Here is a 25,700-nt window from a genome sequence, read left to right on the forward strand (position 1 = left end):
ACCGGAACGCGAATTTTATAAGAGGATCGAGGTCAGGAAATAGTCCCAGGCCAGGATGAGCACGCTGGAGAGCACCACCGCTTCGGTGGTTGCGCGGCTCACCCCGGTCGCCATTCGCTGTGCGTGATAGCCCTTGTAGCAGCACACCCACATCACGACCAGCCCGAAAAGCAACGCCTTGTACAGGCCGCTCGAGATGTCGTGGGCGGTGAGGTTCTGCGCGATGCCGTGGACGTAGCTGCCGCCGGGTGCGCCCATCAGGCCGACGCCGATCACGTAGCCGCCCCAGATTCCGATCACGTCGAAGATGCTGGTCAGCAGCGGAAAGCTGATAACGCCCGCGATCACGCGCGGCGAAACCAGGTACTGGATGGGGTTGATCGCCATCACGGTCAGCGCGTCGATCTGCTCGGTCGCCTGCATTGAGCCGATCTCGGCTGCCATCGCCGAGCCCGCCCGCGCGGTGACCATCAGCGCCGCCAGCACTGGTCCCAGCTCGCGCACCAGAACCAGCGCGACCACCGTGCCCAGCGCGCCCTCGGAGCCGAAACGGCGCAGCGTGTTGTAGCCTTGCAGGCCGAGCACCATCCCGGTGAAGGCGGCGATCAGCGCGACGAGGAAGAACGACTCGGCGCCGATAATCCGCACTTGCCGGATCGCGAGCCGCGGCTTGTACGGCGGCAGCGCAATGTAGAGTAGAGCGCTCAGCAGGAACAGCACGAAGCCGCCCAGCGCCGTGACGTTGTCGATCACCAGCGCGCCGAGGCGCTCGATCGCTTCTTCGATACGCGACATTTACAGATGCGCCGCTCGTCTAGCCGTGTGCGATCCCAAGCCGGGCGAGCTGGCTGAAGGTATGGGTCATGCTCGGCGTGCGCACGAACTCGGCGAGGTCCTCGAGTAGGTCGAGATCGAGCGCCGGCGCGCGCAGCCGCACCACCTGGCTGGGCAGGCCGTGCCGGTAGCACTCTTCGAGATGGCGCGCGAGGCTCTGCGAGCCGAAGCGCGTCGGGATTGCCTCGGCCGGCGCGCGCGCGATGATATTGGTCCCGCTCAGATCGCGCGACGGCACCAGCACCACCCCGCGCCCCTCTTCGGCCAGCGCGGCGAAGACCGTGTCGATATCCTCGCTGCTGACCAGCGGAATGTCCGAGAGCACGGTGCATAGCTGGCTCACGCCCTGGGCGGCGAGCGCCGCACTGGCCAGCCGCACGGCGGCGTTGAGCCCGCGCGGATATTCCTCGTCGATCACCAGCGCGCCCGCGCCGCGCGCGATTCCTAAAAGTGTCGGATCCGAAGTCACCACCGCCACGTGTTGCGCCGCCCGCGCGCCCAGTGCCGCGCCCAGTACGTCGCGGAACATCGCTTCGGCCAGCGCAATCCGATCGGCCGCGCCCAATGCGCGCCCCAGGCGCGTCTTGGCGAAAGCGAGATGCTTGGCGGCTATCAGGATGGCACGCACGGCGATTCTTTATAACGCAGGCGGCTGATGGAGCCAACTGCGGCGGCGTCCTTCGCCTTGACAGCCTTTGCCCTGCCACGAAACATTGAACAAACGCTCGCCATCGCCCGCGACGCCCGCCGTCGGACGCGCGCGGCTGAGCCGGTCGAGTTCGACGAGAGGGAGGGCGGAGGTCATGGAGCGCAAGAAACCAACCCGGATGGTGTACGCGGCTGCGGCCGCGGCGGTCGCCTTGGCGGCGGGATGTCATCCGAGCCGCTCGGTCAGCGATTATCTCAGCGCCGGCGACCAGGCGATGCAGAAGACCGAGCTCAGCCAGGCCGAGGAGAATTACCGCGCCGCCGCCGGACTGGCGCCCAACGACCCGCGCGTCCACGTCGCGCTCGGCAACCTTTACATCTTCGAACAGCGGCCGACCCTCGCCCAGGCTGAATTCCTCAAGGTATTAGAGCTCGATCCGGCCAACGCCGCCGCGCATTCGGCGCTCGGTGGCCTTTACGAGGGACAATCCCAGCTCGGCGCTGCCGAGGAGCAGTTCCGTGCCGCCGTCGCGCTCAAACCGTCAGAGTCCAACTACCGTCTGAGTCTGGGCGAGCTGCTGGCCAAGCAGGGCAAGGCGGTCGAGGCGGAGGCCGAAATGCGCACGGCGATCGGGCTTGCGCCCAAGAACGCACGTGCGCACCTGGCGCTCGCCAATCTGCTCAACACCATGCCCGCTCGCAAGTCCGAGGCCGATGCCGAGTTCGCTCAGGTGCGCTTGCTTGACCCGCATCTGCTGCCCGTGCCCGCGCCCGCCGCTGCGCCGCCGGCCGCCGAGGCCGCCGCGACGCCCGCCGCCGCTGCGCCGTCAGGCGCAACTGCTGCCAAGGCTGCGAAGTTCAAGCCACTCAATCGCCGCTTCAAGCTGACTCACGACTCGCCGGTCTACCAGGCCGCCGATAGCGGCACTTCGGTGGTCGGCCAGGTGCATCGCGGAAAATTCGTGCACGTCACCGGAATCCAGGGCAACTATCTCCAGGTGACGCTGCGCAACGGGACGGTCGGTTTCATTCCGGTAACCGCCGCCGAATAGGCGCCGTCTCCCACGCAAACCGTGCGTTACCAATCGTAACCGCTTTCGAGGAGGTGATTCGACCATGGCCAGCCAACTCGTCAGCCACGAGGTGACCTTTCCCGGCAAGGCCTGCCAGCTCAAAGCCTTCGTCGCCCATCAGCAGGGCGGCGGCCCGCGTCCGGCGGTGATCGTGATCCAGGAGTGGTGGGGGCTCGACGATCATATCCGCGACGTTGCCCGCCGTTTCGCCCAGGAGGGTTACTTTGCCGTCGCCCCCGACCTCTACTCGCGCCAGGGCCACAAGGTCACCAAGGATCCCAACGTCGCCGGCGAGCTGATGTCGAAACTCGACAAGGCCGACGGCATCGACGACCTGCTCAGCACCGTGGCCTGGATCAAGACCCAGAAGGAGGCCGACGCCGCGCGCATCGGCGTGATCGGCTTCTGCATGGGCGGAAGCTACGCGCTGCTGCTGGCGTGCGTGAGCCCCGATATCAAGGCGGCCGCGCCGTTTTACGGCGAGGTTCCACCCGACGAGCAACTGCGCAACCTCCACTGCCCGGTGTTCTACGCTTACGGCGAGAACGACGGCTGGATCACGCGCGAGGACGTCGATCGGCTCGCGGCGGCGCTGAAGAAGTTCAACAAGCATGGCGAGGTCAAGACTTATAAGGGATGCTCGCACGGCTTCTTCAACGACACCCGCAAGGACGTCTACGCGCCGGCCGAGGCGCGCGACGCCTGGCAGAAGTCACTCGCGCTGTTCAAGCAGAATCTCGCGGCCGGAGCTTAGGCCTGAGGCTTTGCTTCCGCGCCGGGCTCGGCCTGCGCGGCGGGCGCTTCGCCGTCTCTGCGGGCTTTCGCGTCAACCGCAGCGCCTGCCCTCACCACGGCGTCCGCCGAGGCCGGACCCTGCGCCGCGGCTTCGGCGCGCGCGGGCACGACGTCTGACGGCGGGTGAGCGGCGAGCACCTCGGCAAGCTCGTCTTCGAGCGCGGCGAGCTTGACCGGCTTGCTGATATATCCGTCCATTCCGGCGGCAAGACATTTCTCGCGATCACCGGGCAGCGCATGCGCGGTCATCGCGACGATCGCCGCGCGGCGGCCGCCGCCCTTCTGCTCGCGGGCGCGGATCTCGCGGGTCGCCTCGTAGCCGTCCATCTCGGGCATCTGGCAGTCCATCAGGATCACGTCGTAGGGCAGGCGCGAGACCGCCTCTATGGCTTCGCGCCCGTTGGATACCGCGTCCACTTCCAGGCCGAGCTTCTTCACTTGCAGCATTGCCACCTTCTGGTTGATCGGATTGTCCTCGGCAAGCAGCACGCGCAGCTTGCGCCCGGGCGGCAGCTTGAGTTTGCCCAGCCGCTCCCCTCGCGGCGCGCCCTCGGCCTCGGTCGCCGGCGCCAGCACTCTGCTCAGCGCATCGTACAGCGACGACTCCGGCACCGGCTTCATCAGCCACCCGCTGTATTCCACGCCGCGCAGCAATTCCTTGAATTCCTTGCTCGGGCCTACCGACGAGACGAAGATGACCGCAGTCGAGGCCAGCGCGGGGTCCGACTTGATCCGGCGCGCCAGCTCCATCCCGTCCATCCCGGGCATCTTTACGTCAACCAGCGCGACCGCGTAGGGCTGCGCGGCGGCCGCCGCGCCGCGCATCATCGCCAGCGCCTCGTCGCCGGTGGCGGCCGAGTTCGACTTCATCCCCCACGAGGTGAGCTGGCGGTCGAGGATGCGGCGGCTGTTGGCGTTGTCGTCCACGACCAGCACTCGCGCTTCGGCCAGGGCGGCGAAGCGCTCGGAGGCTGGCCGTCCGGCGCCGGTCTGCTTGGCCAGGCTGACCGTGAACCAGAAGGTCGAGCCGACCCCGGGCGTGCTGATCACCGAGATCGTCCCGTGCATCCGCTCGACCAGCTCGCGCGCGATCGACAGCCCAAGGCCTGTGCCGCCGAATTGCCGGCGGGTCGAGGCGTCCACCTGGCTGAACGGCTTGAACAGCAGGTGCAGCTTGTCCTTGGCGATCCCGATCCCGGTGTCACGGACCTCGACGCGCAGGACCGCCTCGTTGGGGTTTTCGCTCAGCTTGCTCACCGCCACGCCGACCTCGCCGTGCTCGGTGAACTTGACCGCGTTGGCCAGCAAGTTGAGCAGCACTTGGCGCAGCCGGCCGGCGTCGCCGTGCAGCATCCGCGGAACGTCGGGCTCGATCGACACCGTCAGTTCGAGCCCCTTGCGCCGCGCCTGCTCGGCCACCATCTCGACCGCGCCTTCGATCTCGTCGCCGAGTTCGAAGTCAACCTCTTCGAGCACCAGTTTGCCCGCCGTGATGCGGGAAAAGTCGAGGATGTTGTTGATGAGTGCGAGCAGAACGTCGCCGCTCTCGCGCACGTCGTGCAGATACTCGCGCTGTTCGGGACTGAGCTCGGTGTCGAGCAAGAGCCCGGTCAACCCGATGATCGAGTTGAGCGGAGTGCGGATCTCGTGGCTCATGTTGGCCAGGAACTCCGACTTGAGCCGCGCCCCCTCCAGCGCGGCGTCGCGCGCCTGGGTCAGCTCGGCCTCCATCCGGCGGCGCTCGCTGATATCGCGCACGGCGACCGACAGCCCCACGATCTCGCCTGCGGCGTCGAGGATGGGTGACTGGGTGACCGCGACTTCGACCGCGCTGCCGTCCTTGCGCAGCCGCACGGTTTCGTAGTGCTGGGCTTTGCGCGTGGTGCGAATCGCTTGGACGCGCTGGGCCAGCTCAGTGCGGCGGTCGAGCGGCACCAGCAGCGCGGCGCTGCGCCCGAGGACCTCGGCGGCGGCATAGCCGAAGAGCGCCTCGGCCGCGGGGTTCCAGCTGGTCAGGATCATGTCGGTGGTCTCGCTGTAGATCGCGTCGCCCGAGGAATCGACGATCGAGGCGAGCAGCGAATTGGCGGCCTGCGCGCGCTTGCTTTCGCTGGCGTCGCGCAGTGCCACCACGATCTTGCGTCCGGCGGCGTCGCTGTTGCGGAACGAGGAGGCGTTGAGCGAGACCGGGATCTCGCGCGCGTCCCGAGTCAGCAAAAAGAGCTCGACGTCGTGCACCAGCCCCGTGTCGCGCGCTTGTTCGACCACCGCCTGCGCGCGCATCGGGTCGGTGAACAGCGAAGTCAGCCGGCTGCCGATCAGTTCCTCGCGCGTGTAACCGCTGAGCTCCAACGCGCGCTCGTTGGCGTCGGTCAGGGTGAACGTCGAATCGCTGACCAGCAGCGCGTCGGGCGAGGACTGCACCAGGCTGCGGCTGTACTCGCGCTCCTCGCGCAGCGTGTTTTCGATCGCGCGCTGCTCGGTCGCGTCGCGCGCCACCCCGAAGATGCCGAACACCTTGCCCGCCTTGTAGAACAGCGACGCGTTGAACGAGATCGGGACCTCCCGACCGCTGGCCGCCCTCACCACCAGCTCGACGTTGGAAACGAAGCCGTCGGCGAAGGTTTTCCTGATCGCGTCGCGGGCTGCGGAGGGGTCGGTGAAGTAGGTTTCGAACAGCGTGCCGAGCAGCGCCTTCTTGGGCAGCTCGGTCAGCCGCGAGAGTTGTTGATTGCCGTCGGTGATGCGCATCTCGGCGTCCACCATCACCATCGCGTCGATCGACGATTCGATCAGCCCGCGGGTGTATTCGTGGGCCTCGCGCAGTTCGGTTTCGATTTCCTTCAGTCGGGTGATGTCATGGCCGATTCCGGCGCCTGCGACTATGTTGCCCGTGCTGTCGCGAATCGGGAAAATTTTTACCAGCGAAACGAACCAGGTGCCGTCCTTTTTTTTCGCGCGCTGCTCGAAGCTGATCGGCTCACCGGTCTCGAACAGCCGTCTGTCGGCTTCCAGCGCGGGGCCAAGTTCTTCAGGGGGGACGAACAGATCAAAGCCGTGGCCAATCGCCTCCTGCGCGGTAAACCCGTAAGCTTTTTCCGCCGCCGGATTCCAGCTGGTTATTTTGAAATCTTTCGAAAATCCGATTATGGCATCGGGCGAAGCATTTACGATCGTGGCCAACTGCGCCTGTTCGCGCTCGGCGCGTCGGAGCTGACTGAGGTCGTGCACGATGACGGACATCCCAAGGATGTTTCCCGCCGAATCGAACATTCCCGACGCGACCAGCGAGCCATCGACGGTGCTGCCATCTTTCCTTTGGAGCTCGACCTCGATCCGGCGAACCAGGCTCGGCTGCTCTTTAAGCGCCGCGAAGTCGGCGCGGATCTGCTGGTCGACCAGCGAACGCGCCGCGGGCGGTACATAGAGCTCGCTAGGAGGCCGCCCCAGCGCTTCCTCGGCGGTAAACCCAAACAGCCGCTCCGCCCCTTTGTTCCAGCTCATCACCCGATAGTCGGGTGAGATGGCCACGATCGCGTCGTCGGAGGACTGCACGATCGCGGCGAGTAGCGCCTGCTCTCGCTCAGCGCGCTTATGCTCGGTGATGTCGCGGGCGATGCTCGACATCCCCAGCAGTTCACCGCCGCTGCCATAAATACCCGAGATGCTTATCGAGATCTCGATCCGCGTACCATCCTTTCTCCTGACCGGCACTTCGAGGCGGCGGACGAGTTCTGGGTGTCCTGTCAGAGTGGTAGCATCCTTTTGCAACAAATCCGCGGCGTGGGCCCGAAGCTCAGGCAACACGTACAACTCGAGGATGGAGCGCCCGATAGCCTCTTCCGCGCTGAAGCCAAACAGCCGCTCTGCCGCCTTATTCCACGTCATTATGGGAAACTTCGGAGGGGTCGGCGAAAGACTGAAAATTGCGTCGTCGGAGGACTGTACGATTGCCGCCAGGAGTGCCTGCTCGTGTTCGGCGCGGCTTTCATTAGTAATGTCGCGTGCAAACCCGATTATGTATTCGAGCTTGCCTCTGTCGCCGATTACCGGAATCGCGATGATATCGAGCACGCGCCGGTTGCCCTTGAGAGTCGTCAGCTTCCATTTCTGAAGCCGAATCCTTCGCCCTTCTTGCAGCTCTTTGATGGCGATGGGGATCTCGTCGGCCGACGTGGGAGGCTCGCCAGTCTTGTATATATTTTCGCCAAGAAGCTGATCCGGGCTGTCGGCTTCGAACAGCTCCACTGCTGCGCCGTTCACCTTCAGAACCGTTCCATCGGGGGCGTATACCACCGCAGCGTAGGGCAGCGGTTCGATGCTTAACGGAAAGGTGACCGGCACATTGGAATTGCGGGCCACAGGCTGTGAAGCCACTGCCGTGGATTCCTTGCTTCGATTGTTCATGGGCCTGGGCGCCTGTCTCGAGATGAGACACCGTCGTGCGGGTTAAGTGCCGCTGGGCGATGAAGCAACGGGCAGGCCAATTACCAGTTCAGTGAACTGGTATATGGTGCCTCGGCGGGTCGGCACGCAGGCGTCTCATTCCGGAGACGGAGACAGAGCGAGAAAGCGCTTCTCGAACGGCACCTCCAAGAAGCGCCGTCGCAGCAATGGGCGACCTAGACCGGTTCGGCGCCGATATGACGGGCGACGCGGCGCGCCACGCGCACCCGCCACCACGCGTAGAGCGGCGGCAGCAGCAGAAAGATCACCGCCACCGTGCTGATCATGCCGCCGACCACGGGCGCGGCGATCGTGCGCATCAGTGAGGCACCCGCGCCTTCGCCCCAGAAGATCGGCAGCAGGCCCAGCGTCAGCAACGCCAGCACCATCACCCGCGGACGCATCCGATCTACCGCCGCATGCTGGAGTTCGACCTCGATCTCCTCTGGGGTGAGGCGCGCGCCCTTGGCCTCGGCGGCGTCGCGCAGCGCGTTGATTATATAGATCAGCATTACCACGCCGCCCTCGACTGCGAATCCCACCAGCACCAGCATTCCCATCCAGGCGGCGATGCTCATGTTGTAGCCGAGCAGGTACATCGCCCAGACGCCGCCGCTGGCGCCGAACGGCACGCATAGCATCACGATCAGCGATTCGGCGACGCTGCGGAAGTTGAGGAACAGCACGACGAAAGTTATGATAAGTGCGATCGGCGTGACGTAGGCGAGGGTGCGCACCGCGTCCTGCAGGTATATGTACTCGCCGCTCCACACCATCGAGTAGCCGCGCGGCAAGGTGATCGAGTTGAGCGCGCGGCGCGCCTGGCGCACGTAGCTTCCAATATCAACTCCGGGCTGGAGATCGATATATATCCAGTCGGTGAGCTCGCCGCCCTCGGTCTTGACCGCGGTCGGGCCCTCGACGCTCTCCATCCGGGTCACCTGCCCGAGCGGCACCTGCTCGCCCGATTTGGTATAAAGGATCACGCGCCCGAGCGTGCCGGGCGAGCTGCGCAGCTCGCGCGGATAGCGGATGTTGACCGGGTAGCGTTCCTGGCCCTCGACCGTGGTGGTGACGTTGAGCCCGCCGATCGCGAGTTGCACCGCGTCCTCGACGTCCTCGACGGTGAGCCCGTAGCGCGCGGCTTCCTCGCGCTCGACGTGGAAGTTGATGTAGTTGGCTTCGTAGACGCGGTCGCTGAGCACGCTGCGGGTGCCGGGCAGCGGGCGCAGGGTTTCCTCGATCCGGCGGCCGATTTGTTCCAGCCGTTCGAGGTCGTCGCCCAGAAGCTTGATGCCGAGCGTGGTTTTGACGCCAGTGTTGACGTTGTCGACCCGCTCCTTGATCGGCATTGACCATGCGTTGATGATCCCCGGAAAGTGGAGCGCGCGGTCCATCTGCTCGACCAGTCGATCGGGCGTCGTCCCGGGCGGCCATTGGTCGCGCGGCTTGAGCTTGATCAGGATCTCGCCCATGTAGAGCGAAACCGAGTCGGTGGCGGTCTCGGCCCGCCCCATCTTGCCCAGCACGTGCTCGACCTCCGGGAAAGTCATGAGGATGCGGTCGGCGCGCTGGAGCAGAAGCTTTGACTGGGTAATCGAGATCCCCGGGTATGCGGTCGGCGCGTACACCAGGTCGCCCTCGAACACCGACGGCAGAAATTCCATCCCGATCCGCGACCATGGGATGACCGTGCTCACCAGCAGGGCGACGAACAGCACCCCCACCGCCGCCCGGTTGGCCATCGCCCAACGCAGCAGCGGCCGGTAGGCGCCCTGGATGGCGCGGTCCAACAGGTTGCCCTCGTGCGCGATGTCGCGATGGGTGAGCGCGCCGCCGCGGGTCATCAGGTACGACATCAACGCCGGCGTCAGCGTGACCGAGAGCAGCGCCGCAGCCGCCATGCACACGGTCTTGGTGAAGGCCAGCGGCTTGAACAGGCGGCCCGCCTGCGCGTGGAGCGCGAAGACCGGGATGAAGCTGAGCGTGATGATGAGCAGCGAGAAGAACAGCGCCGGCCCCACCTCGGTGGCGGCCTTGATGATCGCGCGATCGTGCTCGAGCTTGCCCTCGGCGAGATAGCGATGGCCGTTTTCGACCATCACCACCGCCGCGTCCACCATCGCCCCGATCGCCACCGCGACGCCGGCCAGCGACATGATGTCGGCGCTCACCCCCGCGTAGTACATCACGATCGCCGCGAGCAGCACGCCGACCGGGATGGTAAGCACCGCGACCGTCGCCGCGCCGAAATTGAGCAGGAATACCGCGATCACCACCACCACGATCAGGCATTCCTCGATGAGCTTGTGGCGCAGGGTTTCGACCGACTGCTCAATCAGGCCCGAGCGATCGTAGATGGGGACGATCTTGAGCCCGGGCGGGAGGTCGCGCTCGACCTCCTTGAGTCGTGCCTTGACCCGCCGGATCGTGGCCAGTGCGTTGTCGCCCGCGCGCATCTCGACGATCCCGACCACCGCCTCGCCGCGCCCGTCGAGGTCGGCGACTCCACGGCGCAGCTCGGGGCCGAGATGGACGTTGGCCACGTCGCGCACGTAGATCGGCGCGCCGTCGGGGCCGACGCCGAGCACGATCGAGCGAATGTCGTCGAGCGAGTGGATGTAGCCGAGCGCGGTGATGCGGTATTCCTGGCCGCCGCGCTCGAGCACGCGCCCGCCGACGTCGTTGTTGCTCGCCTTGATCGCGCGCTTGACCTGCGCCAGCGACAGCTTGTAGGCGATGAGCTTACGCGGGTCGACGTCGACCTGGTACTGCTTGACGAAGCCGCCGAGCGAGGCGACCTCGGCCACCCCCTGCACGGTCGCGAGCTCGTACTTCAGATGCCAGTCCTGGTAGGAGCGCAGCTGCTGGAGGTCGTAATGGCCGGTGGGGTCCTCGAGCACGTACTCGAACACCCAGCCCACGCCGGTGGAGTCGGGGCCGAGCTGCGGCTGGATCCCCGGCGGCAGCTGGGCCGCGGCGTAGTTGAGATACTCCAGCACCCGCGAGCGCGCCCAGTAGAAATCGGTGCCATCGTGGAAGACCACGAACACCAGCGAGAAGTTGAAGAACGAAAAGCCGCGCACCACCTTGACGTTGGCCGCGCTGAGCAGCGCGTGCACCAGCGGATAGGTGACCTGGTCCTCGACCACCTGCGGTGGCTGGCCGACGAACGGCGTGTACACGATAACCTGCACGTCGCTCATGTCAGGCACCGCGTTGAGCTTGATGTTGAGCAGCGCCCACACGCCCCAGGCGCAAATCAGCACCGAGACGAAGGCAACCAGGAAGCGATTGCGCACCGAGCTTTCGATCAGCCGCTCGAGCATCGCCTCAGCGCCCCCCACGCTCCGCCGGCGTCGCCGCGCCCGCGGGCCGCGGCGCGCCGGCCGCCGGCAGGCCCGCACCGCCCTCGGGCGTCAGCGTCATCGCGCTCAGCGCCTCGCTGAGGTTGGACTCAGAGTCGATCAGGAACTGCGCCGAGGTCACCACCCGCTCGCCCTGCCGAAGCCCGCCGAGCACCTGGAAGTAACCCTCGGACTGGGTGCCGGTCTTGATCTCGCGCGGCTGGAAGCGGCCCTCGCCCGTCGCGACGATCACAATCTTGCGCACGCCCGAGTCGAGCACCGCCTCGGCCGGCACCGCCAGCGTCGGCTGCGGCGCGCGATGGAGCAGCGTGACCTTGACGTACATCCCCGGCCGCAGCACCAGCCCCGGATTGGTAAACTCCAGCCGCACCCGCACCGTGCGGCTCTGCTCGCTCACCGAGGGATAAATGTAGGTGACGATGCCGTCGAAGCGCTGGCCGGGCAGGGCGTCGAGGCTGACCTCGGCCTGCTGGCCGGCGTGCACCTTGGGCAGCTCGCGTTCGTAGATATCGGCGTAGACCCAAACCCGTGAGAGGTCGGCGATGTTGTACAGCTCGTCGCCCGCGCGGACGTGCGCGCCTTCGACCACTTTACTCTCGGTGACCACGCCGCTTGCCGGCGATTCGATCGGCAGCGTCTCCGACGGCTTGCCGCGCCGCGCCAGCTTGCGCAGCTCGGCCGGCGCGATCCCCCACAGGCGCAAGCGGGTTTCGGCGGCGGACATCAGGCTGGAGCCGTCGTTGCGCGCCTTGTTGTCGCTGTCGCCGCCGGCGTGAGTGTCGGCGAGCTGGCGCGCGCGCAGGTAATCCTCCTGGGTCAACACCAGTTCGGGGCTGTAAATTTCGAGCAGCGTTTCGCCGCGGTGTACAGGCTGTCCGGCGTAGGCGACGTGCAGCTTCTCGACCCAGCCGCTGACGCGCGCGTTGACCTGGCTGACTAGGCGCTGGTCGTAATCGACGTAGCCGGTGGTGTGGATCGATTCGGTCACGACCCGCGGCTCGACTAGCGTGGTGCGCACGCCGAGGTCCTGCAGCATCGCGGGATCGATCCGGATCTCGCCGCTGCGCGCGGCGGCGGCTGCGCCGCTGCCGGCATCACTCGCAACGCCGGCGCGGGCGACGGCGGGCGCCGCAGCCGGCGCGACGTGCGCAGCCGGCACGAATTCCTCGCTGGGCGCGGCCGGCGGCCGCCGCGGCGCGGGCAGCGCCGCCGGCGCGCTTTGCGCGGCCGGGGTTTGCGGAGCGTCGGCCGAGCGCCGCCAGCCGGCGAGCACGGCGGCGGTTGCCACCACGCCGAGCACGACTCCGGCAAGGAAGATCGCAAGCAGTGACGGCCGCCTCATCGCGCGGCCCCCGTCTGGTTTATCGCTGCGCCGGTCACTTCGTCGATCTGCGCGATATCGCGGTAGCGGTCGGCTTCGTTGTGCCAGTACGCGGTCTCATACTTCTCCAGGTTGTCCTGCGCCGCCAGCAGGGTCAGAAAATCGACCTTGTCCACCCGGTAGGCGCTGATCGCCGCGTCGACCTCGCTGCGCGCCAGCGGGATCACCTCGCGCTCGTAGGAACGCGCGGTTTCCTCGTGCTCGGCCAGGCGCGCGAGCAGATCGTGCAGCGCGCCGAGCGCGGTGTCGCGCGCCGCCGCCAACCGCGCGCGCGTGCGGTTGAGCGTGGCCTCGGCCTCGTAGAGCTGCTCGCGCTGCTTGGAGAAATAGAAGACCGGGATGTCGAACATGATCTGGCCGGTCATAAGATCGGGCCGCACCGCCGCGCCGGTGACCACGGTCTTGCCGTTTGCCGTGCTTGTAGTCCCCGGATTGTCGTTGCGCGAACCGTAGGCCAGGTATAGCAGCATATCCGGCAACGGCGCGCGCGCGGCCAGCCGCTCGTTGAGAGTGTCGCGCTCGACCGCGCGGCCCAGCCGCTGCACCTCCGGATTCGACGCCAGCACCATTTCTTCGAGCTGCGCCGTCGGCAAGCGCAGCGCCGCGGGCGGCAGCGCGCCGAGCGGCTCGATCGCGACCGACGGCCGGTTGAGTAGCACTTCAAGGCGGATCAGCCGGGTTTCGCGCTTGCGCGTCAGGTCAAGCAGCGTGGTGTCGAGCTGAGCCAGCGCGACGTCGGCGTTGAGCACGTCCTGCTGGAGGCCCGGGCCGAGCTGATACTTGGAGACCGCGATATCGCGCAACTCGCGCAGCATCCGCCGCTGCTCGAGCGCGAGCTGGATATCCTTGTCGACCACGAAGATGTCGGCGAAGGCCAGCCGTACCGCGGTGACGAGGCGCAGCAGCGCGATCCGCACGTCGGCCTGCGCGACCTCGGCCTGCTTGCCCGCCACCGACTGGCGCAGGCTGAGCTTGCCGGGGAACGGATAGCGCTGGGTGAATTCGATCTGCTTTTCGGTCGCGTTTTCCTGGGTCATCGAGAAGGTCGTCGGCAGGTCCTTCATCCGATATCCGACGTACGGATCGTCGGGCATCCCGGCGGGCAGCACGCGATGGCCCGTGGCCTCGGCTCCGTAGCGCGAGGCCAGCAGGTCGGGATTGTTGGCGATCGCCTCGCCGATGAGATGCCTGAGTTGCCCTTCAATCACCTCGGGGTTGTTTTCGAAATGTTGAGGCAGCTTGAGCGGCGGCAGCGGCTGCGGCGCGACCACCGCGCCGGCAGGCGCCGTCGCCCCGGGGCGCGCCGGCGGGCGAGAGGGTTGCGCGGGGATAAGCGACGCCGGGCCGGCGGCCTGCGCACTCCCCGCGGCCATCAGCAGAAAAAGCGGCCCGGCCGCGAACTTGCGAAAAACTCTCCAAACAACCACGTAACCGTGCGATACCCAAGACATAGCCAACCCCGCCTTTTGACCGCGCACGCGCGATCATAGGTGCAACCCGCGCGCCAAAACAGCCGCCCGACGCCTGGCCAGCGTCGCCAAAGCGCGCCTTTTGAACCGGCGCGCGGGCTAATCAGACCAATTCGCGGATCGTCGATGGAGGCGCGCGCAGCAGGAGCGAGGCCGGAGACTCCCGCTCCGGCCGAGGATCGAAGGCGGTTGCGCCCGATGCGCGCTCAGGAATGAAGCTTCGGTAGTCGCAGGCGCGTTTGACCGCAACCAGGACGACGCCGCCACGTTTGGAATGTTTGCCGAAAACCCGTGTTTGAAGACGCGGATGGATCGCGGACTGGAGAGAGCGAGCGCGCGGAAGTAGGGCGAGCGTCAATGCCACCAGTAACACGGCGCACAACGCCCGGCTGCCGACACCGCGGAGCCTCCGCCGCCCGAAGTCCATCGCACGATCATATATGCGGCGGCGGCCTAAACAAGTGCCGGCGCGGCGCCTCGCGATTGGAGGCCTCAGCCGGCGTCGTCGCATCGCCAGTGCCCGGCGGCGCGCGTCGCCTGGGCGACAACCGCGGCTACGGCGCGCAGATCCAGGTGCTGTTGATGCCGTGGACCCAGGCCCCGGACTTGGCTCCGCTGCTGGTGCAGGCGATCGGCGGATTGGCCGGCGGGTCGCAGTCCGGACAATAGAAGCTTGCCCCGTTGACTACCGGCGCGGGCAGGCTGGCGAACTTGATTCCGGTGCTGACCGTGAGCCCGCTCACGCTGCCGCCGACGTTCGCATAGACCTGGGCGAGCTTGCCCGGATTGGTTAGCGGCACGCCCGAGGGAAGCACGGCGTCGCGGATGGTTACCGGCGAGGTCGGGTTGCTGATCACGTTGACGATTTCGGCCGACGCAGTACCGCCGAGGCTGGTGCCGACGTCGCTGATCGGCTGTCCGCCGTTGATCGCAAAGTGCGCGCCGCTCGCGTTGGGCGTGTCGAGCTCGCCTCCGTGGATCACGATCGGTGCCCACGAGTTAAGCGCCAGCACGTCGGCGAGGAAGAGGCTGTTGGCGCTTTCCATGTCGCTGAACGGGTCGCGAAGCACCGCGCGCCCGCCGATGATGAGCGGATAGATGTAGCTGCCGCGGTCGGTGAAGATCGGCAGCTCGTAGGAGCCCGAACTGCCCTGCTGAATGATACAGCCGCCGGTTTGCCCGTCGCATTGCAGGCGGTTGTAGTCATTGCCGTTGCTCTGATTGGCGAAGACAAAGCCGTAGTTGGTGCGGCCATTGCCGCCGAACGCAAATATATTGCGCAGGGTGTCCTGGAAGTCGTTGTCCCACAGCTCGACCGCAATCTCGCTCTGGAAGCTGCAATGCAGGTCCTCGAAACGCGAGTTGACCGCCCATACCGCCCACAAGCCCCCGCCCCCGCTCCCTCCAGGGCAATATTCAAGATTGTCGAGGTGAATCCGGTTCATGAAACTGCCAACCTCGATCGGAAAAAAAGCGTCGAGGCGCGTATTCGCCAGCAAGCTGTTGGTATTGCCGATTACGGTGCCCGCGGGTGAAGCGCCGAAATTCAACAACAGCAGCGAGTTGCCGTCGACCGCGAACTTGGCGGTCGGTCGAGTGAAGTTCGCAGTGTAGCGCGCGCTATTCGAGATTCGCACCGAATCGTAGTAGCCATTGACGAAACCGTGCCCCGCCGCGCCCGGGTTGTTGCCGGGCCAGAGCGCGGTTCCCAGCGGCGTCAGCCCGGGGAACATCACGGTCTCGTAGTAGCCCTGCGTGAGCGTGCCGCTCGCCGCCGTCGAGGCGACCATCACGCCGTCCTTGAACAGACGCACCGTAGAGCCGTCGTAGGTCAGCGCGATATGGTGCGTGACGTTGGTCGTCAGTGACGCGGTGTCGCTCAACCCGTAATGCGTTCCGCCGATCTTGATATCGGCCTGCAACTCATTTGCCGGCGTGCTGAATGGGTTGACATAAAGGTCGAACGCCCCACCGCCCACGTTTCCTGCCGCCCCGCTGCCCGGCGCGTTGACGTAGGAGCCGATAATATTGCAGTAATTATTGCCGCAGAACGAGCTGCCCACCGCGTCGAGGTACGTCTCGACCGTGAAGGCCGACAGCCCGCTGAGATTCATCGGCGGCCCCGTCCATCCGAGATCGAGCACCGGTGCGCTGTTGTTGACAGTGTCGTAGGCCGAGCCGGTTCCGCTGGCAAGCTGCGAGCCGATCACTTCCAGGGTCCAGGTCACGCTGCCGTCGGCCACGGTGGCGCCCTGAGTTGTCGGCCAGGTCGGATGCGAGCCGCTGCCTGAAGTGCCGCCGCCGGTTGCGACCTCGATATTGCCGTTGCTGTCGCGCAGCTCGGAGAATTGCGGATAGGCGTGGTTGGCCTGCCAAGTCGCGGTCACGCTCGAGGCCAGCGGCGGATTGCTGGTCGGGGCGCTTTGCACGATAAGGTCCGGCCCGTAGAAGATCGGCATCAGGACGGTGTTCATGCGTCCGCCGCCGAAGACGTGCAGGTCGCTGCAATCGATCAGCAGCGGGGCGGTGATCCTGTAGCATCCCGGATACGGCGTCGGCGGCAGATAGACCGGCGGGATGTTCTCCTGGTTGCTCGGATTGACCGCGCAGGCCGCGTTGATCGCGCTCTGGATCGCGGCGGTATCGTCGGTGGTGCAGTCCCCCTTGGCGCCGTAGGGCGGGGCCTTGACGTTGATCACGCCGTTGACATGGCCCGAGATGTTCGCGTTCTCGTCGATCACTGTGTAGGGCGGTGTACTGCCGTTGCTCACGCGCACGCCGCCGCCAGCCACCAGCGCCTCGCGCGCCTGGGCGTCGCCCGCAAGCGAAGCCTGAACACTGGCCGCCCCCGCGAGATTGCGTCCGTTGGCGTTGAGGTCCTGCTCCAGCGGTCCCCCCGCGCACGCCCATGCCCCGCGCGTGCCAACCGCCATCGCGCCCGCGCCGCCGCCCGAGCAGGGCGTGGTCTTTTGGCAATCCCTGCACCAAAGCAGCATCCCGTCCTGTTCCACGGGCAGGCTGGCGAAGGGCAGGCTCACGATAGTCGGCGCGATCGCCTGCGCACCGGAAAACCGCTGGTTGATCGCCTGGCGAAAGTTAAAGCCGGCGCCGACGCCGCTGAAGTTCGGGATCGGTTGGTACTGGCCCGCTGCGCTGCCGGCGGCCAGGACCAGCGCCGCCAGTGCGCCGGCGCATGCCGACGCGATAAGTGATCTGTTCATTGCGCCACCCGTCAGAATCCGACTGCCAGCCATGAGAAGCCGTTGCTCTTCTCGCCCGTCCACGGCGGGCTTGCGACGCCGCTCAGATTGCCCGGTACGTCGAGCACGAAGGTCGCCCCGCTCAGCCCCCAGCTCACGACCGAGGCCGCCAGATTGCCGCCCGACGTATGGTAATAGACGTTGGTCGCGAGCGGCGGCAGCAGGATCGCATTGGGAAACGGAATCGGCCAGCTCACCACGAATTGGGTGTCGCTCGTGAAGTTCTGCTGCGCCAGCGAGAAGTAGCCCCATTGGATAATCGCGACGACCGGCCCGCGGCTTACGTCGGTCAGCGGAATCTTGAGGTAACCGTTGGTCTGCAGCGAGCAGGTCAGCTTGGCCAGCGTCGCCTGAAGCGCCGCGATGCTCGCGACGTTGGTGTCCTGGCGCTGCTTGAGGAAGGCGGTGCGGTTGGCGAGCTGCTGATGCGGCTGGTTGCTGATCCCGATTCCGCTGAAGCTCGCGCCGCTGCCCGCCCCCTCCACCGGATCGGTCTGTTGAATCTCGTAGACCTCGTTGGCCGCGAAGGCGGGATTGTCGATGAGCGTCGGCATCATCCACCTCAGAACGTGAACGTCCAGGTGCCTTGGTAGTCGGCCGAGCCGTTGAAGGCGAAGGCAGGCACCACCGCATGCGCGAGCATCGGTCCCGGCGGTGCGTTGAGCGCGGCGAGCGTCCAGACCACCGAACCGTCGGTAGTGGTCGCGCCCAGCGCCATCGCCCAGGTCGGCGGCGTGGCCCCGCTGGTGCCTGCGGTGGTACAGCGCTGGACGTTGCCGTTGGCGTCCACCAGCAGGCTGCCGACGGTCTTGGCCGTGCTCGCGCTCCAGGTCGGGTTGTTGGTGCCGACCGCCGCGGGCAAGGCCACCCCCGCGGCGTTGGCGAACAGCCCAACTTCCTGCACCGTGATTCCGGCCGCGGCGAAATCGGCGCTCGCGCGCAGCGCGTAACTGAATTGCACGCTGCCCGGACTTGGGAAGGTGTGGGCACCGACCGCGTTGTAGTATTTGGGCGCAAGCGCGAGGTCGACGTCGCTCGCCGCGGGCGTGGCGTTGCCCGAGCCGAAACCCACCGCGAGCGCGAACTGGCCGGCGGTGACGCCGGCCAGCAGGTTAGCCAGCGCCGGCAGCCCGGCGTCCACGAACAGGTTGCGGCACTCGTACAGCAGCCGGCCGCGGCTGAAAATTCTCACGATTCCTTTTGGCCGTTTCACCATCGCTCTATCCGTTCGCCGAGATCGGCACTCCGTTGGCGAGCACGCCCGAGTCAGCCACCACCGGTTCATTGGCCCCATAAGTTACCCCGATATGGTAGTAGTGCGCGTCGTAGCGCGGCGCGATCACGCGCACGTCAACCAGCGGCGCGATCGGCGCGCTTAGCACATCGGTCGGCGCCGGCGCGCGATCCACCGTGCCGGTGAAGTCGCTCGGCACGGGCGTCGCCTCCGCCAGCGGCGCTGCCACGAATGCCAGCGCGTCGAGCAAGCAGCGCGCCGGCTTGAAGAAATTAATCGCCGCGGCCGCCCGCGCCGCGTCGCCGCTCCCGATCGTTTGCCCCGCGCCGAGCTGGATCAGCACCCGGAACACCGCCCATCCCTGCGACGGCGGGTATGCCGTCCCGCCCCAGCTCGCCTGCCCCTCCAGGAAGCTCACCGCCTCAAAGCCCATCGCCGCCAGTACCTGCCGGATCGAGGCGGGCGTGCCGTGGATGCGATGCAGCGGGATCGCCGTCGTCAGCAGCGTACGCCAGGTGTCGAAGTCGCTCGGCCCGGCGCTGTCGGAGGGCGATTGCAGGGTGTCGACGTCGCTCAGCGTATCGATGTCGGTCAGCGCGTCGATACTCTCGCCCGAGCTGCCGGCGAGCTGCCAGCGCGGGTCAAACATGTCGAACTGCCAGGCGAGGTAGGGTAGCGCCGAGTCGGGCGCCGAGTCGAGCCGGTAGACCAGGATCGGCGTGAGGTCAAGCTCGTCGAGCCGGTTGATCAGCTCGAGCATCGACTGCGAACGCGCGTCGTTGATCGAGGGCGCTAGCTGGAGCTTGGCCATCTAGTTCACCGTGCCGCGTGCGCCGCTCATGAATGCTCCGCCGCCGTCGCCTGGGCGAGCGCGATCGAGGTGCAGTTCGCCCACTGCCCGGCGCTGAGCTGCGTATAGACGGGGGCGGTGAGCACCACCTGGTACACGCCCGACACCGAGAGCGCGGCGACGATTTCGCTCGGCACGATATCGCGCTGGATGCGCGAGGCGAGGTTGAGCGCGAAGCTTTGTGCGGCGGCGTTGACCGCATCCATTGTCGCGATCGGATCGGCGTCGGCAAACAGAGTCACCGTGCCGGCAATCTGATAGTCAACCTCGCTTACAGCGAGCGCGTTGACCGTGTCGGTCAGCGGCCGCACATTGTCGGCGCTCAGCACGCCCTCCACCTTGGCGAGCAGCGCCGAGTTGGCGATCGCCGCGCTGTTGGGCGCGGAGGCAGGCTGGATCGTGATCGGACCGGTCAGGACATAAATGTTGACTGTTCCGGGCACCGGCGAGATGACCTCGACGTCGATGATCGAGGGATCGGCGCCGAGCGCGAAGAAGCGGTAGGCGCCTGCGGGTCCGGCCACGCTGAACTCGTTGGGCGCGGTCTGGATGCGCGCACGCAGATGGTCGTCGGTTTCGGGCTCGGCGCCACCGCCGGTGGTCTCGACATTGGTCACCGCGGCGATTAGCACGTCAGGGCTCAGCAGCGCGTTGACCTGGCCTGCAAGGTAGCCGTTGGCCGCGCTGCCCGCAGTGGTGCAGGTTGCGGAGACCGTGCCGCTGGTCGTTCCCGCCGGAATCGTCAGGTTGGAGTCGGTGGCGAAGATGAATTGCCCGTCCGAGGTTCCGGCCTGAGTGCCGGCGGGAATCGTGTAGGCGAGACTGAGCGGATTTTGGAGCGTGAACTGCAAGGTGGTGACGGCGCCTTGCGCCGGGAGGCGCGTCACCCCGAGCAGCTGCCCGATGTAATCAATCATCGGGAAGACCGCGAAGGCGAGCAGCGTTTGTTCACCGGCGAACTGGATCGCATCGCGCACCAGCGACTCGCGGTAGGCGTAGAGGTTGATCAACAGGCGCTCGACTTGCGCCGGTTGAAGCGTACGGCCCGAGGCCGCCTCGAACTGCGAGATCATGTCGCTGAGGACTTTGTTGGGATCCAGGCCATTCGCGTCAGCGACGAACGACGGCCGCGGCAGGTTCGGTACTCCGGCTCCCATCTGGCCTTCCTTTCCAATGCCGACGCGTGCCGAACGCGGCGCAGGCGCCGGCTAGGCGGCGCGGCCGGTGCCGCCGATCGTCACCCTCGTGCTGCGCGCGGGTGTCGGCATATTGCCCAGGTCGAGCTGCCACGAGATCGTGATCTCGACCTGGGCGCCCGCCGGTTCGGTGTCGAGCAGCGGCGTGCTTTTTACCGACAGCACCTTCACTCTTGGCTCGAACTGGGTAATCGACTGAGTAACCTCGCGCACGATTGCCGGGCCCGCCTCGCTTATCGGCGCGTCGATGAAGTTCCAGACCTCGGTCCCGAAACCGGGGCGCAGCGGATCGGTGCCCTTCGGCGTGGTCAGAATGATCGCGATGCACTGGTTGACGTCGTCCACGCCCTGGACCACCTGGCCGAGCCCGGAGCCCGGCGCGCCGGGCGTGTCGAGCTTCATCGACCAGTCGGCTGACGTGATATCGGCCAGGGTCACTACTCCGCCCGGCATCTCGATACTCCCGCTGCGGCGCTCTCAGTTGGCGACCACATCAGTGCTCGCGCTGGTGATCGTGCCGTGCAGAGTCCCGCCCTCGTCGTCGGTAACCTGCACCGCGTCGCCGAGCCGGGCCACGCCGGCCATCTGGCCCGCGGCGCCGAGCTGAAGCTGCGCGCCGTCGGCCGGCACCAGCGTGAGGTTGCCGCTGGCGTCGATCGCGAGCGACGCCCCGTTGAGGCTGATCTTCATCGTCGCCCCTTTCGGCAGATTCAGCGCGAGCGCGTGCGCGGCGCGGTCGTACTCGAAGCTGGCGCCGTCCTTGAAGGCAACGTGGAACTTGTCGGCGCTGTGCACCGGCGGCGTGTCGGCGGTCGAGTAGATTGCGCCGAGCACGGCGCCCGCCTCGTCGCGCTCGTCCATCAGGCAGACCACCTGCTCCCCGAGGTCGGGCATCCAGTAGCCTTTGTCATCCTGCGTCTTGAAGGCGACGATCGGCAGCCAGTACGAAAGCATCTGGTCGCGGTCGGGAAACGCGACCCGCACTCGCGCCCCCTGCACATCCTGTTGCCTCACCAGTCCGACCCGGAACATCGTCGCCTCACGCGAGCTGGGGGACGGGCGCTGCGTTGACGCGGCGCACGTCGATTTCCGTGACGTAACCCGTGGCGCGCGCGAGCCGATGATGAGCGCGCTCGATCATGTAGGTGCCGTCCATCGCGCCCCATCCCGACAGTGCCACGTTGTTGCCCGCCACCAGCCGCGTCGCGCCGGGCGCGCTCAGATGGCCCGTCACGAGCAACCGGTTGGTGTCGTGCAAAGCGGAGATCGCGCGCTCGCGCGCCTGCTGCCCGTTCTCGCAGCGTACCACCAGCTTGAGCTCGTCGCCGACGGCGACCGCGGGCTCGGCCTCGGCGGTCTGCGTGTAGAGCTGCTTGCTCGTCGGGTCGAAGTAGGAAGCCTGCGCCGCACGATAGATGCGATGGGTTTTGCTGACGAAGTCGAAGCTCATCACGTCGCTGCGCGCAAGCGTCAGAACCGCCGGCTGACTGTCCAGCGCCGGACGCGGATAGAAGACGATCTGAGTGCCGCACACCGTAAACTCGTAGTCGTGCTCGCGGGCGAGACGATGGAGGAATTCGAGGTCGGTTTCCTGCTTCTGCGTGACCCGGAGGTAGGCGGATTCCAGCGCCTCCGGCGCACCGACGACGCTCATCCCGTGGCGCCCCGCCACCGTAGCCGCGATCTGCGCCAGCGTCTGCCCCTCGTAGCCGAGGCTGTTGCGCGTGCGCAGCGGGGGCGTGATCCACGCGGGTAAACATCGCAGATGGAAAACGTCGGGTGGCCCCTGCAGCTCGAGCTCGTCCACCTGGAAATCGCCGCAGGCAAGCAGCGGCTCGCCGCCGTAACCGAGCAGCAGGCTCACAGCGTCGCCCTGCTGCGGGAACCAGGCGGCCTGCCAGCGGCGCTCGCGGTCCTCGAGCTCGATTTCGAGCTCGCCAGCGCGCCCGCCGAGCTCGTCCACGTAGCTGATCGAGAGCACCATCCGCGAGACATCGGCGGTGATGTTCACGCCCTGGTAGAGCAGCACCCAACTGGGCGACCGAATCGGATATACAGTCGCAGTGCTCATGGTTGCGACACCGCGTTCGCTCTCCAGGGTGGCAGGCCGCTGGTTACGACGCTCCACTGCTGGATAATCGGAATGGCGATTACTATTCCCGCCTCGAACACCGGTTCGATTGGCACGGACGGGTTGGCCATAATAATCACTTCGTAGTTGGTCGGATCACCGTAGTACTGGAAAGCAAGCAGGTCCCAGCGCTCGCCGGCGAAGGTGACGTGCTCGATAAACTGCGGTGCGCTCATCGCGGCGACCTCACGATTGCCGACGCCGGCACGTCGGTGTATGAGACTTCGGGCCCGGCTGGGCCGCTGGGCGCCGGATTATCAACCAGCGCCGACGCTCCGGGAAGCCCGAACACCGGCGCGACGTAGCCGGTCGCCGCCGCCACGGCGGTGAATACGGCCGCCGGCAGGGAAAAGCTGATGGGTGCGGGAGCGAGCCCGAGCGGCGCAAAGGCGGGCCGCGGCGGCGCGGCCGGGTCGAATTCAGGCACCCATTCGCGCAGCCGTACGCGCATGCGGATCGCGAGCGGGCTCGCGTCGGCGGCGAGCTGGACGCCGCTGGAGGCGACCGCCTCGACTACGAAGAAGCCGCGGAAGACACCGTTGCCGAACACCAGCGCGCGTGCCTGATGGTCCCGGGCGGCCGCGAGCAGCGCTTCATACTGGACGGCGGGATTGGTGAAGGAGGCGTGGAAGAGCATCGCGAGCGTGATGCATTCCAGACCGTCGCCAACCCATTGCAGGCGCGGTCGGTCCTCGATCACTCGCTGCTCGGCGTATTGGAAGCGTCGGCTGGATTCCAACGCTTCGGGTGAGGCGATCACCGCAAAAGGGATTTCACCAAGTAGCGCGAACATTATAGTAACTGGACAGAGCTCCCCGGACAGAACGTCAGTTGTCGAACTCCATGCGCCGGCGTCGGACCATCTCACGTGCCAGCACTTGATGGAGTTCGCGGCCGTGACGCTCGAGTATATCCATCAGCCGCCGCTCGAGTCCCTCGTCGCGCTCGCCTTCATTAGTATGAATAGCCAGGTTGGGTGAGTAGTTAATCACGATTGGCACGCGCGGCGGAACGCGAGATGAGGCCGCGATCCCATTAGAAGCAGGACGGACTCCGAACGACAAGGGCCGGGCCGCGCCGCGCGCTGCCGGCGCGATTAGCCGCGCCGCGCTCAGGGAGACAGCGGCGCCGCTTGACAATTCGGCGAAGGTTGTCGATGCGCGCGACATGTGTGATGGGCCGCCGGCAGTGGAGCGCGGGGCGGGAAAATGCAGCAACGAATCAAGCCGTGCTCCGATAACGCGGATCACATCGGCCACGCGCGCAATCGACTGAGTAATGGCTGCTCCTTGAGCGTCCGTCGAGCTGCGGCTCTCGCCTGCCGCCTGCGCGATGGATGGCGGGACAGGTTGTACGATCCGGCGCGGGCGGCGAATGGCGGGCGGGCGCGCCGCGCGTGCGATGCGACGCGACTCAGTCTGTGCATGGGTGGTGCGGGCCGCGGATGCTTGATGGATCGTTGCGGAGACCGCGGCAACGTTCTCTGAAATGCGCTGCCCTTTCGCTACGAAAGACGCCAAGCGGTCAAGAGGGATGCCAGAGCCGGGGGCGATCAATCGTTGAACGAGGGTGCGCCGCAGTTCGATTACTCCAGCCGTACCGCCACCGGAGTGCATGCCGGAAGCCCGAATTATGCGGCTCGCCATCTGACGGAGCGGCCTAATCGCATTTAGGATTCGTCCCGCCACGCCCGGCAGCGGCGCGGCCGTGTCGCCGCGCGCTGCGCTGGCGCGAACGGAATCGACCGCGCGCGCGTGAAGTTCCACCGAACGACGCGGGAGAGGCGGCACGTCGCGGCGGTAGCGCGCCGCGTATTCGGTGGAGTCAGCGTAAGGTGCCGGAATGGCCATCATCCTCGAGAGACGCGCCGCGTTTGTCAGCGCGCTCGATGATCGCATCGCGCGGCGAAGCGCAAGAGCCCCTGGGCTGGCAGCCGCCATCGAAAGATTCGTTCTGGCCGTGCTGGTCACGTTCAGCCGCCAGGCCGCTCATCGGCGGCTTCCTCCGGCGTGCGGTTGTACTCGGCCACCGCAGCAAGCCAGTAAGCGAGTTCCTCGAAATCCATCGCGGCTAGTTCCCGGACTCCGAATCCGAAGCGGACGAGGCCTGCGAAGGCGCCGGCGCCGGGGAGCCCTGCGCCGGCTCGTGAAAATTTGTGCCCGTCACCTCCGCCTGAAGGATCAGGACGTCCTCAAGGTCCAGCTCGAGCACGTCCTCATATACGATCGGCGCGCCCTCGATCTGGGCGAGCTCCGCGATGAGCGCGAACACCACCGCCGTGGGATCGGGGTTGCCGCCGACCGCGCGCTGCGCCCGCATCAGGTCGCGTCCCTTGCCCTTGCGCAGCGTGGCGCTCCGGCCCGACGGCAGCGTCAGGCTGCGTATTTCGGGCGAAGCTGAGCGCCTTGCGCAAGGCGCGGCGGAAGTTCTCGTTTCAGCCATCTTCATTACCCGCGGTTAGCCGCCGAGGTTGGCGCGGAAAGTGTTGAGCTGGTCGGCGCCGTTGACGACGTAAATATTCGCCATTACATCGAACAGGAAAATCTGCGTCCCTCCGATATACAGTTCGGAGTGATACACGGAGATCACGGATGTGGTGTCCACTCCCTCGTGAAGTTTGAAGTTCATCGCACCCGCGTCCTTGAACACGCCGGTCATCAGATAGACCAGCGGCTGCTCCTGCGTGCGCCCCTGGCTGGTGTAGGTTTCGAGGTTGCCGCGGATCTGGAAGTAGTGCGCCTGAAAAGGGCTGTTGAGCACTGCCTCGGCCTCGGGATAGATCGAGGCCCACTTGATCTTGGCTTCGAGCTTGTCGACGCCGGCCCAGAACTCGGCCGTGCCGGCCATTCCCAGCCCCTTGTGATCGACCATCTTGTGCCTGGGCTTTGCGACCTCGACCTCCTCGGCGCGGCCCATCAGGCCGATACCGTCAATATAAACGTTGGCGTTGGTGATCCGATTGACCGAGAGATTTGGCATCGCGATTGAGCCTCGTGCGGCCCGGCGTCGCGGAAG

At 66.5% G+C, this 25,700-nt stretch carries 22 protein-coding genes; 2 read left to right on the forward strand and 20 right to left on the reverse strand.

The genetic code is table 11. The features are described from left to right. Window positions 1–15: 15 nt before the first annotated feature. Entirely contained in the window at window positions 16–795 is a 780-nt protein-coding gene (locus tag VFB33_05370) for an MlaE family lipid ABC transporter permease subunit (protein HZO81104.1), read from the reverse strand. A 19-nt stretch (window positions 796–814) separates the two neighbouring features. Next, on the reverse strand, window positions 815–1,462 hold the full coding sequence (gene cofC / locus VFB33_05375) for a 2-phospho-L-lactate guanylyltransferase (GenBank protein HZO81105.1): 648 nt from the start codon (window positions 1,460–1,462) through the stop codon (window positions 815–817). Between the two features lie 175 nt (window positions 1,463–1,637). Here cofC and VFB33_05380 point away from each other — a divergent pair, with 175 nt between their 5' ends. After that, the gene (locus VFB33_05380) at window positions 1,638–2,534 is read left to right on the forward strand and encodes a tetratricopeptide repeat protein (GenBank protein HZO81106.1); all 897 of its coding nucleotides are present in this window, start codon (window positions 1,638–1,640) and stop codon (window positions 2,532–2,534) included. A 64-nt stretch (window positions 2,535–2,598) separates the two neighbouring features. Then, window positions 2,599–3,309, forward strand: a complete 711-nt coding sequence (locus tag VFB33_05385) for a dienelactone hydrolase family protein (GenBank protein HZO81107.1) — start codon at window positions 2,599–2,601, stop codon at window positions 3,307–3,309. On the opposite strand, the gene VFB33_05390 is transcribed toward VFB33_05385, so the two are convergent. The 18 genes from VFB33_05390 to VFB33_05475 all read right to left on the reverse strand — a co-directional run bounded on the left by VFB33_05390 (window position 3,306) and on the right by VFB33_05475 (window position 25,664). After that, on the reverse strand, window positions 3,306–7,727 hold the full coding sequence (locus VFB33_05390; GenBank protein HZO81108.1) for a PAS domain S-box protein: 4,422 nt from the start codon (window positions 7,725–7,727) through the stop codon (window positions 3,306–3,308). The genes VFB33_05385 and VFB33_05390 overlap by 4 nt on opposite strands. Window positions 7,728–7,972: 245 nt before the next feature. Beyond that, on the reverse strand, window positions 7,973–11,125 hold the full coding sequence (locus tag VFB33_05395; GenBank protein HZO81109.1) for a CusA/CzcA family heavy metal efflux RND transporter: 3,153 nt from the start codon (window positions 11,123–11,125) through the stop codon (window positions 7,973–7,975). Window positions 11,126–11,129: 4 nt separating this feature from the next. Beyond that, entirely contained in the window at window positions 11,130–12,506 is a 1,377-nt protein-coding gene (locus VFB33_05400; GenBank protein HZO81110.1) for an efflux RND transporter periplasmic adaptor subunit, read from the reverse strand. Then, the gene (locus VFB33_05405) at window positions 12,503–13,996 is read right to left on the reverse strand and encodes a TolC family protein (GenBank protein HZO81111.1); all 1,494 of its coding nucleotides are present in this window, start codon (window positions 13,994–13,996) and stop codon (window positions 12,503–12,505) included. Before VFB33_05405 ends, VFB33_05400 begins: the two co-directional genes overlap by 4 nt. 121 nt (window positions 13,997–14,117) lie before the next feature. Then, window positions 14,118–14,441 carry a hypothetical protein gene (locus tag VFB33_05410; GenBank protein HZO81112.1) on the reverse strand — a complete coding sequence of 108 codons (324 nt, stop codon included), beginning with the start codon at window positions 14,439–14,441 and terminating at the stop codon, window positions 14,118–14,120. Window positions 14,442–14,568: 127 nt separating this feature from the next. After that, complete coding sequence (locus VFB33_05415; GenBank protein HZO81113.1) at window positions 14,569–17,235, reverse strand: glycosyl hydrolase family 28-related protein; 2,667 nt, start codon at window positions 17,233–17,235, stop codon at window positions 14,569–14,571. 11 nt (window positions 17,236–17,246) lie between these two features. Then, entirely contained in the window at window positions 17,247–17,828 is a 582-nt protein-coding gene (locus tag VFB33_05420; protein ID HZO81114.1) for a hypothetical protein, read from the reverse strand. 8 nt (window positions 17,829–17,836) lie between these two features. Further along, window positions 17,837–18,490 carry a hypothetical protein gene (locus VFB33_05425; GenBank protein HZO81115.1) on the reverse strand — a complete coding sequence of 218 codons (654 nt, stop codon included), beginning with the start codon at window positions 18,488–18,490 and terminating at the stop codon, window positions 17,837–17,839. 4 nt (window positions 18,491–18,494) lie between these two features. Beyond that, window positions 18,495–19,319 (reverse strand): phage tail protein, encoded by an 825-nt coding sequence (locus VFB33_05430; GenBank protein HZO81116.1) that lies wholly within the window; start codon window positions 19,317–19,319, stop codon window positions 18,495–18,497. A gap of 26 nt (window positions 19,320–19,345) precedes the next feature. After that, window positions 19,346–20,515, reverse strand: coding sequence for a baseplate J/gp47 family protein (locus VFB33_05435; protein ID HZO81117.1), 1,170 nt, complete (start codon window positions 20,513–20,515; stop codon window positions 19,346–19,348). 51 nt (window positions 20,516–20,566) lie between these two features. Further along, window positions 20,567–21,007, reverse strand: a complete 441-nt coding sequence (locus tag VFB33_05440) for a GPW/gp25 family protein (protein HZO81118.1) — start codon at window positions 21,005–21,007, stop codon at window positions 20,567–20,569. 24 nt (window positions 21,008–21,031) lie between these two features. Continuing rightward, window positions 21,032–21,586, reverse strand: coding sequence for a phage baseplate assembly protein V (locus VFB33_05445; protein HZO81119.1), 555 nt, complete (start codon window positions 21,584–21,586; stop codon window positions 21,032–21,034). Between the two features lie 7 nt (window positions 21,587–21,593). After that, window positions 21,594–22,625 carry a contractile injection system protein, VgrG/Pvc8 family gene (locus VFB33_05450; protein ID HZO81120.1) on the reverse strand — a complete coding sequence of 344 codons (1,032 nt, stop codon included), beginning with the start codon at window positions 22,623–22,625 and terminating at the stop codon, window positions 21,594–21,596. Next, window positions 22,622–22,861 (reverse strand): tail protein X, encoded by a 240-nt coding sequence (locus tag VFB33_05455; protein HZO81121.1) that lies wholly within the window; start codon window positions 22,859–22,861, stop codon window positions 22,622–22,624. Before VFB33_05455 ends, VFB33_05450 begins: the two co-directional genes overlap by 4 nt. Beyond that, window positions 22,858–23,478: a phage tail protein gene (locus VFB33_05460; protein HZO81122.1), complete on the reverse strand. Its 621-nt coding sequence runs from the start codon at window positions 23,476–23,478 to the stop codon at window positions 22,858–22,860. The genes VFB33_05455 and VFB33_05460 overlap by 4 nt, the downstream gene beginning before the upstream one ends. A 34-nt stretch (window positions 23,479–23,512) precedes the next feature. Then, on the reverse strand, window positions 23,513–24,538 hold the full coding sequence (locus tag VFB33_05465) for a hypothetical protein (protein ID HZO81123.1): 1,026 nt from the start codon (window positions 24,536–24,538) through the stop codon (window positions 23,513–23,515). Between the two features lie 217 nt (window positions 24,539–24,755). Further along, on the reverse strand, window positions 24,756–25,127 hold the full coding sequence (locus VFB33_05470) for a phage tail assembly protein (GenBank protein ID HZO81124.1): 372 nt from the start codon (window positions 25,125–25,127) through the stop codon (window positions 24,756–24,758). A 15-nt stretch (window positions 25,128–25,142) separates the two neighbouring features. Further along, a complete protein-coding gene (locus tag VFB33_05475; GenBank protein ID HZO81125.1) occupies window positions 25,143–25,664 on the reverse strand; it encodes a phage major tail tube protein in 522 nt (173 codons plus the stop codon). Window positions 25,665–25,700 lie beyond the last annotated feature (36 nt).

It is taken from the genome of Candidatus Binataceae bacterium (genome assembly GCA_035650475.1).
In the GTDB taxonomy this organism is placed as follows: domain Bacteria; phylum Desulfobacterota; class Binatia; order Binatales; family Binataceae; genus JAKAVN01.

Coding starts and splice junctions, on each gene's coding strand:
- VFB33_05370 (HZO81104.1), bottom strand. CDS start 795: ATGTCGCGTATCGAAGAAGCGATCGAGCGCCTCGGCGCGCTGGTGATC.
- VFB33_05380 (HZO81106.1), top strand. CDS start 1,638: ATGGAGCGCAAGAAACCAACCCGGATGGTGTACGCGGCTGCGGCCGCG.
- VFB33_05385 (HZO81107.1), top strand. CDS start 2,599: ATGGCCAGCCAACTCGTCAGCCACGAGGTGACCTTTCCCGGCAAGGCC.
- VFB33_05395 (HZO81109.1), bottom strand. CDS start 11,125: ATGCTCGAGCGGCTGATCGAAAGCTCGGTGCGCAATCGCTTCCTGGTT.
- VFB33_05400 (HZO81110.1), bottom strand. CDS start 12,506: ATGAGGCGGCCGTCACTGCTTGCGATCTTCCTTGCCGGAGTCGTGCTC.
- VFB33_05405 (HZO81111.1), bottom strand. CDS start 13,996: ATGTCTTGGGTATCGCACGGTTACGTGGTTGTTTGGAGAGTTTTTCGC.
- VFB33_05410 (HZO81112.1), bottom strand. CDS start 14,441: ATGGACTTCGGGCGGCGGAGGCTCCGCGGTGTCGGCAGCCGGGCGTTG.
- VFB33_05415 (HZO81113.1), bottom strand. CDS start 17,235: ATGAACAGATCACTTATCGCGTCGGCATGCGCCGGCGCACTGGCGGCG.
- VFB33_05420 (HZO81114.1), bottom strand. CDS start 17,828: ATGCCGACGCTCATCGACAATCCCGCCTTCGCGGCCAACGAGGTCTAC.
- VFB33_05425 (HZO81115.1), bottom strand. CDS start 18,490: ATGGTGAAACGGCCAAAAGGAATCGTGAGAATTTTCAGCCGCGGCCGG.
- VFB33_05430 (HZO81116.1), bottom strand. CDS start 19,319: ATGGCCAAGCTCCAGCTAGCGCCCTCGATCAACGACGCGCGTTCGCAG.
- VFB33_05435 (HZO81117.1), bottom strand. CDS start 20,515: ATGGGAGCCGGAGTACCGAACCTGCCGCGGCCGTCGTTCGTCGCTGAC.
- VFB33_05440 (HZO81118.1), bottom strand. CDS start 21,007: ATGCCGGGCGGAGTAGTGACCCTGGCCGATATCACGTCAGCCGACTGG.
- VFB33_05445 (HZO81119.1), bottom strand. CDS start 21,586: ATGTTCCGGGTCGGACTGGTGAGGCAACAGGATGTGCAGGGGGCGCGA.
- VFB33_05450 (HZO81120.1), bottom strand. CDS start 22,625: ATGAGCACTGCGACTGTATATCCGATTCGGTCGCCCAGTTGGGTGCTG.
- VFB33_05455 (HZO81121.1), bottom strand. CDS start 22,861: ATGAGCGCACCGCAGTTTATCGAGCACGTCACCTTCGCCGGCGAGCGC.
- VFB33_05460 (HZO81122.1), bottom strand. CDS start 23,478: ATGTTCGCGCTACTTGGTGAAATCCCTTTTGCGGTGATCGCCTCACCC.
- VFB33_05465 (HZO81123.1), bottom strand. CDS start 24,538: ATGATGGCCATTCCGGCACCTTACGCTGACTCCACCGAATACGCGGCG.
- VFB33_05470 (HZO81124.1), bottom strand. CDS start 25,127: ATGGCTGAAACGAGAACTTCCGCCGCGCCTTGCGCAAGGCGCTCAGCT.
- VFB33_05475 (HZO81125.1), bottom strand. CDS start 25,664: ATGCCAAATCTCTCGGTCAATCGGATCACCAACGCCAACGTTTATATT.